Here is a 12,180-nt window from a genome sequence, read left to right as displayed (position 1 = left end):
GCCGACGGCGAACGCCATCGGCGGCAGAGAGAACTTCAATTTGAGGTCGGTGGATGAAATCGGACATAAGGTCGGACTTATCATCGGATCGTAGCCAAAGTCAGACGGCCCTCACCGTAGCCTTACCTTCAATTTCAGCTTGCTGCTTCAATTGAAATCGGGAACTGAACGCGACAAGAGCGCAGACCCCGACATCACGTTGCAAGCAGTCTGCGATCGGTTGGAATCAATGCGCGTCTTTGTAGGCGCACAAGCTGGCAGCCATCTTCAGTCAGCATGCTATTGGAGCAAGCGGAGCGGCTTGGACTGATCTCCAATTAAATGCAACCCGCACCAGACTTGGAATGCGCCGATTCGATCATTGCCTTGGCCACGATCTCTAGGGGTACGCCGTAGTGAAGCCACAACATGTTCGACGGTACCGCAATCTCTCTGAGATTTCTTTATGCTTCCCTGATACTTAAGCCAATTTTCGACGTGCCCATCTCAGCCTTGTTCCGGACCGCATCTCCCGCTCGCGAAAAAAATTGTTGTCTGGGGATAAGTTGCGTGTCATGAGTGCTCTAGTCGCACGATTGCGAAAATCGCGCACTTTAGCGACGAAAGACAATCGACCCACAAAGAGGTCTCGAGGGCAGAATGAATAGCACGGCAGAATTCCCAGGCGCAAAATCCATCGCAGCTTCCATTTCTGCAGACGCGGCACGTTTGTCGGATGCCCTTAACCAGCATATGCGTAACAGCTTTCAACCTGAAAGTCGAAAAACGCTGCGCAAGTTCCACCCTGCCGAGGTATCCGAGCTCACAGGGATTAGCATGTCGAATCTGAGAACCCGCCATCAAGAAGGTGACTTTCCTGATGTTGAAACGGATTCTCGCGGCAGGCGTCTCTATTCTGCTGAAGAAATCGACCTGGTCCGCCGAGTGATGGCGCGAACTGGGCGCAACGGCGAAGCATATTTGCCGGGCAGGCGGGATGGTGACGCACTTCAGATCATCTCTATCGTGAATTTCAAAGGCGGCTCCAGCAAGACGACAACAGCAATTCATCTCGCGCAACGCTACGCTCTGAGAGGGTATCGCGTGCTGGCTGTAGATATGGACCCCCAAGCCAGCTTAACGACTATGTTCGGGTACCGACCGGAAATCGAGTTTGCCGAAAGCGGCACGGTGTACGATGCTCTGAAATACGAGGATCCGGTCCCCCTGAGCCATGTGGTTCGCAAGACTTACTTCCACAAACTTGACCTCGCACCGGCCGGACTGTTGCTGTCTGAGTATGAAACCGAAACGGCCTATGCGCTTCAGCACAAGATTGATCCCCCTTTCACACAGCGGTTGGCCATAGCGCTGGACGAAATCGAAGCCGACTATGATCTGGTGATCATCGATTGTCCGCCGCAACTTGGCTTCACCACCATGACGGCCTTGCTTGCGTCAACCGGACTTTTGATTACCGTCGTGCCTAGCATGCTGGACGTTGCCTCGATGGCGCAATTCCTCGAGATGGCCGGAGAGACTGTCAGGACACTGGAGGAAGCGACTGGGCCGATCGACTGGTCGTTTCTCAAGTATCTCATTGCAAGGTTCGAACCGACCGATGTTCCACAATCGCAGATGGCCGGCTTCTTGCGGTCGATCCTACTCGATCAGGTTCTCAACACTCCCATGCTGAAATCCACTGCCATTTCTGACGCCGGAATGACGCAGCAAACGATCTATGAACTGGAGCCCAGCCAAGTGGTGAAGAAAACTTTGGACAGGGTGCTGGAAAGCGTAAACGGCGTCGCAGATGAGTTTGAAAAAACGATCCAACAGGCTTGGGGCAGGAGGAATGAGTAATGGCACGTAGAAACCTTTTCCAGCCCCCTGCCCCGCCGGGTCCCGCTGATGAAGTAGCTACGGGTGATCTGAAACCCCGCTTCCCCAATACGGGCGCGATGAGCGGAGTTAAATCGACCCTGAAGGACCTCTCCAGTAACGCTGTTCGGGAAATACCCGTCGATCTCATCGAAGAGGACGGACCGAAAGACAGGTTGTCTTTCTCTGATGCCGACATCGCGTCTCTTGCTGAGAGCATAAAGCAACACGGGCAGCAAGTGCCGATCATGGTCCGGCCCCTCGCGGACAAACCTGGTCGCTACAAGATCGTTTACGGTCGCCGCCGATTGCGTGCGCTGCAAACTATTGGAATGACGGCCAGGGCGTTGGTGCGCACTCTATCCGACGAGGAGGCCATTCTCGCCCAGGGGCAAGAAAATTCGCACCGTCTTGACCCAAGCTTCATCGAGAAAGCCTTGTTCGCAGCACAGTTGAGCGACAATGGCTATGACCAGCCCGTGATCCTCGACGCACTTGCCATCGACAAGCCGATGCTGTCGCGCATGACCAAGGTTGCCCGTACGGTACCAGAGGCTGTAATCATGATGATCGGCTCGGCACATGGCGTCGGACGCCGTCGCTGGGAAGAACTGGCAGACAGGGTTAAGGTCAGCAGCGCTGACCTTGTTCAAGTCGTGTCCAATTTAAACCTGGATAAGGTCCCCACTTCGGATGACCGCTTTGCGCGTGTCAGTGACGCCATTTCGGAAATTGGCAAATCCGCCAACATCACAAAGTCTGAAGCGCACGTAATCGTGTCGAGCGACGGCAAGACCCTTGCGGAAGTCAAGGACACCCCACGCGCTTTGACAGTAAAATTGTCCAAAGCTGATACCCCAGAATTCACTCAATGGATGCGAGACAATGCTGAAGTTGAGTTGAAACGTCTCTATGAGGCGTGGAAGTCGGGCCAGAAGTCCGGCTAACAAACAGGCGAGCAGAGAAACAAAAAGGAGCACGAAAAACAGCCAGAAAAGAAAGAGCCCCCCAAGTCATCCCTGGAGAGCCCCATCTGTTCTTTGCACTCTCAGATGTAACAGCTTCTCCGCAGCAGTCAACAACAACCGAATCGGTTGAACGATGATTTCTTGCCTTTTTTCGGGAAATCGGGGGACCTGGGCCTTTCCCATCAGGTTGTCGTGAAAATTCATGGCATTTATTCAGGCATCCGCCTCCTCGAGAGAGCGGACAGAAGTCGCGTTGTCCGCGGACAACTCACGACCAGAACGTCATATCGTCATCGACACACTGCGGCAGGCCGCCTCACTGATGGGCCTCAAGGCACCTGTGATTGCAACGCTGGACGCGATGCTCTCGTGCCTCCCGCCGAGGCGACAACACAACACCGTATTTGCATCGAACGCGACCCTTGTATTTCGGCGAAATGGAATTTCAGATCGAACGATAAGGCGCCATGCTGCCATTCTGCAAGAACTGGGGTTGCTTGTTCGCCGTGACAGCTCTAACCGAAAAAGGTTCTGCCGTCGAAACTCGACAGAGGGCACTGCGCTTAGATTCGGGTTCGACTTAACGCCCCTGTTCCAGCGCTTTCTGGAGATCGCAGAACTTGCAGCACGAGCCCTTCGTGAAAACGAACGTATTGGTTACCTGAAGTGCAAGATTCGCGCAGCAGCAAATGATATCCTCCGATCAAGACCCGACAGCGTTGATGCGTCTACAGCCATTCGCGCGCTTCGCAGAAATCTATCACTGGATGATTGCTACAATCTGTTGAACCAACTCAACGGTGCAGCGATGGAGGTTGAACAGCCTTATGACACGACAGATGCCACAGAAGAAAAAATGTCCGGCAGTGACGGCCAAAATGTCCGGCACCATCATAACTCAATAAAAGAACATATTGATAAAGAAGAGAGTATCCAGTCTGAACCCAGTCGAACAAACCAAACGGACCTACCACTTAGCGTTCGAGAAATCCTGAGCGCTTGTCCAGAAGCAGCGCAATTTTCCGTGACACCCGTGAGGACGATGTCAGACATAGTCGCTCATGCCCTAACACTTGCGCCAATGCTCGGGATTGACGCAAGGAACTACCAAGATGCCCAGAAAAACCTTGGAGCGGAAAGGACTGCGTTGACCATATGGGCAATCATGCAGTTTCATGAAAAGATCAAAAAAGTAGGCGCTTATTTCCGCTCAATCACGTCGGGAAAAAACAGCGCTGACTTCGTGCCGGAACAGCTTGTTCGAAGACTTTCAAAGTCTCGACTGTGACCATTTTTTTCATCACAAAATGGTGCCTCCTGCTCGCTTCCGGTTCTGTTCTGCCCGTCAGATATAAAATTGTCCGCGGACAACGACACTCAACCGAAAGAACAAGGTCCGAAATTTCAGACGTTACCTGAGAATTCAAAGATGGCTCTCAGAATTACGCTTGCAAGAAACCAGGCGTCAAATATTGCACGACGAAGGACCGTACCAAAGAGTGATGGTTTCTTACCCGATCAATCCGAAGCGGGCCGGTACAGCCAGCGGCAGACCGGGACTTCTGTCTGAATCAAAGGCACTGCTAAAGAGGTCTCTCTGAACGACTTGCTACAAGGGGCCATAATTTTACAAATCCTCCCAACACGGATACTGGAACAAAACAGCTCAAAGACACCACCCGCAAAAAAAAGTTCGGGACTCTGACTCAGCTGGCCCAAGGATCAAGACGTTCCTGCAAGCCATATCCGTATGTCTTCGACATCAACCCAATAAGTCCTGCAGCCAAACCGTGCTATACAGTTTATTCTGGCAAATTGCGGGCGTAGGTTTGTTTGCCGTTAATACGCGGAAGTTCCCGCAACCACAGATACGCAGCAAAAGCCAACAAGCGTAGGTGCATGAAAGCCGGGCAGGGGGGCGGACAATACCAAGCCAGTGCCATGAGTTTGGAACCCAACCGTAGTTCTACCTGATTGAATATTTCAACCAATTTCCCTAGGCATCACTGTCTCTTGTCAGCCCGGATACAAACCCACCGTGGTAGGGTGCCGCTTCACTGCCGCCGACTCAGCAACATTTGAACCATCCCAACAATGGCTCGATTCCGCACGCCAAAATTCGACCCCGCTGAAGTCATCAGAAAAGCAGATCATTTGTATCGTCAAACATGACGTTCTCCCGTGGCGCCAACCCTGTGCTGCCGTGCAGAACAAGGCAATTGCACCACAACGACTAAGCCTACTGGGGCGTTAATGACTTTCTGCTGTCCATGCGGACGCTGATGGTGCGCCACAGCTGACCCTTCTTGATGACAGTCCCAGCGAACGCTCTAGGTTCAAAGGTGTGCAAGGAAGAAAGTGCACTGTCGTGGTCTACTTTGGTCAGAGCCAACCAGCAGGGGCAGGGTGCCGACAACCGTGACAATGGAGAAGACGACGACGAGGCAAACGTTTTCCGCTTCCAGAAATCCTACCGCGTATTCAACGAATGCCAGATCGAGGGGCTGATTGACGGTTTCCACCCTGAGCCAGCACTGGAGCACCCATCGGCGGATCCCATTCCTCACATGCAGACCTACTTCGAGCGTATCGACATCGCCAAGGCTTCTACTGGTGAGGAGGTGTACTATCCGCCTCCTCTGGGCAAGGTCTTCATACTGTCAATTGCCCAGTTCGATAATCCGCGGAACCGCTACCGAGTCAGGGCGCATGAACTTGACCTCGCCACCAATATAAGTGCCTCGGCTGAATTCACGTTGTATTTCATAGAAGAGGAGTTTGGCTTTACGGCCATATGCTCGAGATGAATGCGGTCGAGCTGTACAACTGGCGGCGTCTCCTACGTTCAGAAAAGAACACGATCTTATTGCACGCGACTGCTTCGCAAACCGACTGCGGCTACCTGATCGCCAGGTCCGAGGCGGGCAGGGCAGTGCACACGGAATGGGGGCATGACTGCTCGATTGTAGCTTAGAGAAAAATGGCGGCTTCGAGCCCAGCGTTACCGGTGCTGAGGCATGAACCGAGTGCTGAGCACTATCCAGAGCTGCCATTGAGTGCTAATTATTTCGCCCGCCCAGTGATGGGTGTTGAGGGTTTTGATGTGATTTCAGAAATTTGGGCTTTTCCATGTGCGACATATAGTCACATTGGGATCGCGTGATTTCGTGCCCTGAATTGTTGGATAACCGTCATCTAGTCAGGGAATGGCGCAGGCGATTGGGGAAATCGCCATTGGGGCCTGCGAAAATCAGTGATTCCGTCGCAGTAAACCTTCACAAGTCGCTTCGAGACTGCCAGCGCAGAGTGTTGCCTGCACGCGATTGTTCGAGCATCAGGGTCTTTGTGACGATGTGCATGTCGAACTGGCTTTCGAGGAGGCAAGCAATTCGGGGGCTTCGACCATGCAGCCCCAGTCGGGCTGACCGGGCATGGCCGCGGTGACAGGCGCCAGCACTATGTTCGAGGATCATGTCAACGTCCCCAACCGCGGTTTGCAATGTCTCTGGTCATGGTAGCCCGTTCTCAGCCCAGAAGCTCCGGTGCCGTGCGTGACAGGTGCTGCCCGACCGCATCCTTACCGGGCACGCCGTTCAGCATCGTGGTGATTCCGCGCAGTATGGTGCGAACGGGCCATCCGGTGATTTCAAAACCCTCCCAAGGCGTATAATCGCTGCCATGATGCAGGTCTGCCTGCTTGATCGGCTTGCTCAGTGTCGGATCCCAAAGTGCGATATCCGCGTCTGCCCCGACCATGATCGCTCCCTTGCGCGGATAAAGCCCGTAAAGGCGGGCATGGTTGGTCGCCGTCAGCGCGGCAAAGCGTTCAAGGGACAAACGCCCTTTGACCACGCCTTCCGAGAAGAGGATCGGCAACCGCGTCTCGACGCCGGGAATGCCGTTGGGAATGTTGCGAAAGGTCTTGCGTGCGCCCGGAGCGTCCTTGCCTGCGGTATCTAAAAAGCGGAACGGGCAGTGATCCGAGGAAAAGAGATCGAAAACCCCTTGTTCGATCCCGCGCCAGATGTTGTCCCATTCGTCCCGTGTTCGGGGTGGTGGAGAGCAGACGTATTTCGCTCCGTCAAAGCCGTTGCGATCAAGATCATCAGCGGTCAAAGTAATGTATTGTGGGCAGGTTTCGGCAAAGACCGTCAGTCCCCGCTGTCGTGCACGCATGATCTCTTCCATCGCCTCCCCGTTCGACACATGCACGATGGTCAGGGGAACACCCGCGATCTCGGCCAGCGAGATCGCACGATGTGTGGCTTCGCGTTCGACCGGAACCGGCCGGGTGGTGGCGTGGTGATAGGGGCCTGTTTCACCCGCCCGTTCGGCCTTGTCGCGCAGGAATTCGATTGCGTCCTCATTCTCTGCATGGACCATGACCATCGCGTTTTGCTCTTTGGCGACGGTCATCACATCGAGGATCTGGCGATCACTCAACGCCAGTCCGGCGTAGGTCATGAACACCTTGAAACTTGTGTAACCAGCCTGAATGAGCGCGGGAAGGTCTTGCCCTAGTGTCACCGGGTCAGTTTCCTTGACGATCAGGTGAAAGGATACATCCGTCAGGCAATTTCCATCAGCCTTGGCGCGATAGGCCGCGACTGCCTCGCGCAAGGTATGGCCCTCTTCTGGAAGGCAGAAAGGCAGAACGGTGGTGTTGCCGCCGCAGGCCGCGCTGCGGGTGCCAGCCGCGAAATCATCTGCCATTTCGATCCCCGGCCCGGAGGGCTGCGAGATATGCACATGGCTGTCGATCCCGCCGGGCATGGCGATCAGGCCGCGCGCATCGATCACTTCGGTTCCCGTCAGATCTGTCCCGAGGCTCGCGATCTTTCCACTGCTGATCCCGATGTCGCAGCTGATCGTACCGCTGGCGGTGACGACGCGGGCACCAGTGATGACAGTATCATGGGTCATGTCGTGTCTCCTCGGATGGCTTGCGTGTTCATCTGCAGACCGTGATCTCTGCCGCGGTATCTGGTGCCACAGGGCAGGGGCAGCGGGTGGTTGATGTTTGGGGTGACGTCTGCGTGATCGCGATTTGATGCGATACAGTCCATGAGCAATCCCTGATTTGCCAATGCCGCCAAAATGGCATGCCATTTTGGCGCGCGCTCCGAAAACATGAGGAAAACGGCGCTGGAGACAAGCGGTGATGGAAAGTTGGGCAGAAATCGCGGGTGGTGCCCGCGCTTGAGCAACGCAGAGTCCCATCTGCCGCTCAAAGCGCCCGCACCCGTTTGGCCACTTCACTTAAACGCCAGCCCAACGAGTGGTACCAGAACCCAAGTTGGTGCGCGTCTACTCAGTGGGTTTTGTCGGGAAGCGTTATATCAATGCTTATTTTCCGCGCGGCGGTGCAAAGAGAATAGCCAGATCAGTCGGTTTTGAACCAGCCAGCCCGAAATTCAGTATCGCGTTCTTGCGCGAAACGAATCTCCTCTCAACCGTTTTTTCAGACGAGCGCAGACCACGCGCTTGGTCGAGGTCGATAAAACGGCAGATCACATCCAGGGGGTTAACGAATGACACACTTCAAGGCAACACGCCGGGGCGTTCTGATTGGGGGTGCAGCAAGTCTTGCGGTACCTTTGCTTGCGCCGACCCGGGTTTTTGCGGCAGGAAAAACGCTGGCCGACATCAAGTCTGCAGGGGTGCTGCAGGTCGGATGCGAAGCCACTTACCCGCCTTTCACCTTTCGCGATGGCGGAAAGATTGTCGGCTATGATGTCGACCTTGCGGCGGTCATGTGCGCCTCATTGGGCGTCGAACCGGAATTCATTGATACCCAATGGTCCGGCGTGATCCCGGCGCTTTACGCAGGCCGCTTTGACGTGATCATGTCGTCCATGAGTTACCGCAAGGAGCGACTGGAAAAAGTCGCCTTCTCTATTCCCTATGCCGAGGCCAGTCAGGCACTTTTGATCCGCGCTGAAGATGCGGGGTCAATCACCTCGGTCAGCAACATGTCCGGCAAGGTGCTTGGCGTGAAGCTTGGCTCGCCGGGCGAAATGATGAAACCGGCACTGGACGAAGAAATCGCAGCCGCGGCCGGAGCAGGGTTCTCCGAGGTGAAAATATATGATGATCATCCCGCCGCCTACCTGGCCTTGAGCCAAGGCACCGTTGATGGGGTGCTGAACACCTTGCCGACTTTGGGACAGGTGATGAAAGACCGGCCCGGGGCCTATGCCCTTGTGCGTCCGGTGGGACAACTCAATTGGGCCGGAATCGCTGCGCGCAAGGAAGATACTGAAATCGTCGAATGGATGGACAGCGAACTGACGCGCCTGAAAGAAAATGGTGAAATCTATGCGCTTCAGGAAAAATGGTTCGGCTTCAAAATGGAACTGTCTGACGAAATCCCGTCTTTCGCGTGACCTTTGACCAACGAAAGCCAGCGCGTCTGCTGTCCCGGCCGACGCGCTTTGCGCGGGGTGCCAAATGAATATCGACTGGGAAATCGTCCGTGAGAGCATTCCGCTCCTCGCGGAAGGATTGGTCGTCACGCTCCAAATCTCAGCCGTATCGGCGGTGTTGGGGCTGATTCTGGGGGTCATCCTCGGGCTTGGCGCATTGTCTCGCAGCCGCCTGATACGATGGCTCGTTCTGGCCTATGTCGATTTCATTCGTGGCACACCGCTGTTGATTCAAATCTTCCTGGTCTTCTTCGCGCTGCCGATGATCGGGATCCGTTTTGATGAATTCTGGGCCGGAGTGATCGCGCTTTCACTCAACGCGGCGGCTTTCGTGGCTGAGGTGGTACGGGGCGGCGTTGGCTCCATCGAAAGGGGGCAGACCGAAGCGTCCATGGCAATCGGCATGCGGCACCGGCAAATTCTTGTTCACATCCTGCTGCCACAGGCCTACCGCCAGATGGTACCGCCGCTCACAAACGAATTGATCAGCCTGGTGAAGAATTCCTCGTTGCTGTCGGTCATCTCCGTCTATGAAATCACACGCGCAGGGCAGGCGATCATCTCCGTCAATTTTGTGCCGTTCGAGATCTACACGCTTCTGGCGCTCTACTACTACGTCTTGATCAAGGCGATCAGTTGGCTGTCGGCGCGGATCGAACGAAAGCTACCCGCATGGTAATGCCTGTGATCCGCGTGGAAGATCTGCGCAAGAGTTTCGGCGAAAACTGCGTGTTGCGCGGGGTGTCCATTGATGTTGCAGCGGGCGAAACCGTGGTGATTATTGGGGCGTCCGGGTCTGGCAAGACGACGCTCTTGCGTTGTCTGAACCGTCTGGAAGAACCGTCAGGAGGCGCTGTCTGGCTTGATGGCACTTCCGTTGGGGGCAGCCTTGCTGAAGGGTCCGGTGTGTGGCGTCCCGCGTCCGAAAAACAGGCTGCCGCACAGCGCAGCCAGTTCGGGTTCGTGTTTCAACGCTTCAACCTCTTTCCGCATCTGACAGCCCGCGACAACGTCGCCATTGGCCCGGAAAAGGTCCGGGGCATGTCACGCGCCGAGGCACGGGCCTTGGCGGACATTGAGCTGACAAAAGTCCATCTGGGTCAACATGCCGACAAACGCCCCGCGCAGCTCTCTGGCGGGCAACAACAGCGTGTCGCGATCGCCCGTGCCTTGGCGATGAAACCGCGGGTGATGCTGTTTGACGAACCGACGTCAGCCTTGGATCCGGAACTTGTGCAGGAGGTGCTGGATGTGATGAAAGAACTCGCCCAAGGTGGCATGACGATGGTTGTCGTCACCCATGAAATGAGTTTCGCGCGCGATGCCGCGGACAGGGTGATCTATATGGAAGACGGGGTCATCGCCGAAGAGGGGCCGCCGACGCAGCTTTTCGGGTCTCCGCAAACCGAAGGCGCGCGCCGCTTCCTGCGTCACCTGTCCCATGACTGAACACGCGCAATCCCCAAAACCGGATTTGATCGTCGCGGGCGGCACCGTTCTGACCGCTGATCCCGACCGCCCGATGTTGCAGGAAGGATGGATCACGGTTCAGGCAGGCCGGATCACCGCCATTCGCGACACACCACCCACAGAGATCCATCCGGATACCACCCTCATCAATGCGCAGGGGCGGTTGGTGACCCCCGGCTTTGTCAATGTGCACACCCATGCCATACTCAGCATGGTGCGCGGCGTCGCCGAAGACATGGGGTTCGCGCCAGCCTACACGATGGGCGTGCCGCATGGGCACGATGTCACGCCGGAAGAAGCCTATGCCATGGCCCAGCTTGGTGGGCTGGAGGCCCTCTGCTTTGGCTCAACCATCATCAACGACAGTTTCACCCATCAGGATGTGGCCCTGCCAGCGATGGCAGAGACAGGGCTGCGCGCCTGGGGCTGTGGACGGATCCACGACGTGGATTTCTCGCGCGTTCATCTGGGTGAATGGAGCTATGACACGCAAATTGGCATGCAAACGATGCGTGACGCTGAGGACCTGATCGCGCAATTTCATGATCCGATCGGCCTGCGGACAGGCGTCGTCTTGGCCCCCCATGCGCCCGACACATGTTCGCCCGACCTGTTGCGGCAGGTGCGCGAAATGCGGGACCAAACAGGTTTGCGCGTGAACACCCATGTGTCCCAGAGCCGCGTCGAGGTGGACTTCATTCGCGACCGTGACGGCATGAGCCCCCCGGAACTGCTGGACGAGGTTGGCCTGCTCGACGATCACTTGATCGCTGCCCATTGCATTCATCTGTCTGACAGAGACATCATGCGACTTGGGAGCTCAGGCGCGCACCTGGCGCATATCGCCAAAGGCAACCTGACTCATGGTCACTTCGCGCCCACCGATGCGCTGTGCCGGGCAGGGATGAACCTGACCCTGTCGACAGACAACATGCATGCGGACATGGTCGAACTGATGCGATGGGCACTTGCCACAGGGCGCATCCAGGATGACAAGATCACCGAATTTTGGCAGCCGGAAAAGATGTTCGAGGCGGCGACCATCGGTGGCGCGCGCGCCTTGGGGCTGGACGCTGAAATCGGGTCGATCACGGTTGGAAAAAGGGCGGACCTGGTTCTCTTCGACTTCCAGCGGCCACACCTGCGCCCTCTCACGAATGTCCTGGGAACCTTGGTGCATACAGGGCAGGGCCGCGACGTGGAAACCGTGATCGTGGAAGGGGAAATCGTCGTTTCCAACGGGGAGCCGGTACGGGTGGATAAAATGGCGATACTAGACGCTGCCGAAGCCGCTGCGGCTGCGCTTTGGGGGCGCGCACGTGCAGAGGCTGCCGACCCTCACAGGCGGCGGCTCAATCATCATTGTGATGAGGAAAATTCAGCCAGCGGAGGGCTGTGCAAGCACCCGGTCAAGGCAGACTTCGGCGAAGGCGTCGCCGTATAGGTAGCGCACGCTG

At 56.1% G+C, this 12,180-nt stretch carries 9 protein-coding genes and 1 pseudogene; 9 read left to right on the top strand and 1 reads right to left on the bottom strand.

Going from position 1 to position 12,180, the window contains the following annotated elements; genetic code table 11:
• Positions 1 to 175 precede the first annotated feature (175 nt).
• The 5 genes and pseudogenes from IEV82_RS23825 to IEV82_RS23820 form a co-directional block, all read left to right on the top strand.
• A pseudogene (locus IEV82_RS23825) lies at positions 176 to 321 on the top strand (recombinase family protein); the annotation flags it as partial.
• A 318-nt stretch (positions 322 to 639) separates the two neighbouring features.
• The gene (repA, locus tag IEV82_RS22910; protein WP_188484410.1) at positions 640 to 1,842 is read left to right on the top strand and encodes a plasmid partitioning protein RepA; all 1,203 of its coding nucleotides are present in this window, start codon (positions 640 to 642) and stop codon (positions 1,840 to 1,842) included.
• Positions 1,842 to 2,807, top strand: coding sequence for a plasmid partitioning protein RepB (gene repB / locus IEV82_RS22905; protein WP_188484409.1), 966 nt, complete (start codon positions 1,842 to 1,844; stop codon positions 2,805 to 2,807). Before repA ends, repB begins: the two co-directional genes overlap by 1 nt.
• Before the next feature lie 223 nt (positions 2,808 to 3,030).
• On the top strand, positions 3,031 to 4,116 hold the full coding sequence (repC, locus tag IEV82_RS22900; protein ID WP_188484408.1) for a plasmid replication protein RepC: 1,086 nt from the start codon (positions 3,031 to 3,033) through the stop codon (positions 4,114 to 4,116).
• 1,018 nt (positions 4,117 to 5,134) lie between these two features.
• Entirely contained in the window at positions 5,135 to 5,635 is a 501-nt protein-coding gene (locus IEV82_RS23820) for a zincin-like metallopeptidase domain-containing protein (RefSeq protein WP_229747993.1), read from the top strand.
• A 718-nt stretch (positions 5,636 to 6,353) separates the two neighbouring features.
• Here IEV82_RS23820 and hydA read toward each other — a convergent pair.
• On the bottom strand, positions 6,354 to 7,751 hold the full coding sequence (gene hydA, locus IEV82_RS22890; protein WP_188484407.1) for a dihydropyrimidinase: 1,398 nt from the start codon (positions 7,749 to 7,751) through the stop codon (positions 6,354 to 6,356).
• A 608-nt stretch (positions 7,752 to 8,359) separates the two neighbouring features.
• Here hydA and IEV82_RS22885 point away from each other — a divergent pair.
• From IEV82_RS22885 to IEV82_RS22870, 4 genes are all read left to right on the top strand, one after another.
• A complete protein-coding gene (locus IEV82_RS22885) occupies positions 8,360 to 9,214 on the top strand; it encodes a transporter substrate-binding domain-containing protein (RefSeq protein ID WP_188484406.1) in 855 nt (284 codons plus the stop codon).
• A 64-nt stretch (positions 9,215 to 9,278) separates the two neighbouring features.
• A complete protein-coding gene (locus IEV82_RS22880) occupies positions 9,279 to 9,932 on the top strand; it encodes an amino acid ABC transporter permease (protein WP_229747992.1) in 654 nt (217 codons plus the stop codon).
• On the top strand, positions 9,926 to 10,702 hold the full coding sequence (locus IEV82_RS22875) for an amino acid ABC transporter ATP-binding protein (RefSeq protein WP_308420472.1): 777 nt from the start codon (positions 9,926 to 9,928) through the stop codon (positions 10,700 to 10,702). The genes IEV82_RS22880 and IEV82_RS22875 overlap by 7 nt, the downstream gene beginning before the upstream one ends.
• Positions 10,695 to 12,167: an amidohydrolase family protein gene (locus IEV82_RS22870; RefSeq protein WP_188484405.1), complete on the top strand. Its 1,473-nt coding sequence runs from the start codon at positions 10,695 to 10,697 to the stop codon at positions 12,165 to 12,167. Before IEV82_RS22875 ends, IEV82_RS22870 begins: the two co-directional genes overlap by 8 nt.
• Positions 12,168 to 12,180 lie beyond the last annotated feature (13 nt).

The sequence above is a fragment of the Marivita lacus genome (assembly GCF_014637725.1).
Lineage (GTDB): Bacteria > Pseudomonadota > Alphaproteobacteria > Rhodobacterales > Rhodobacteraceae > Marivita > Marivita lacus.
This window is presented reverse-complemented; position numbering and strand designations above follow the sequence as displayed.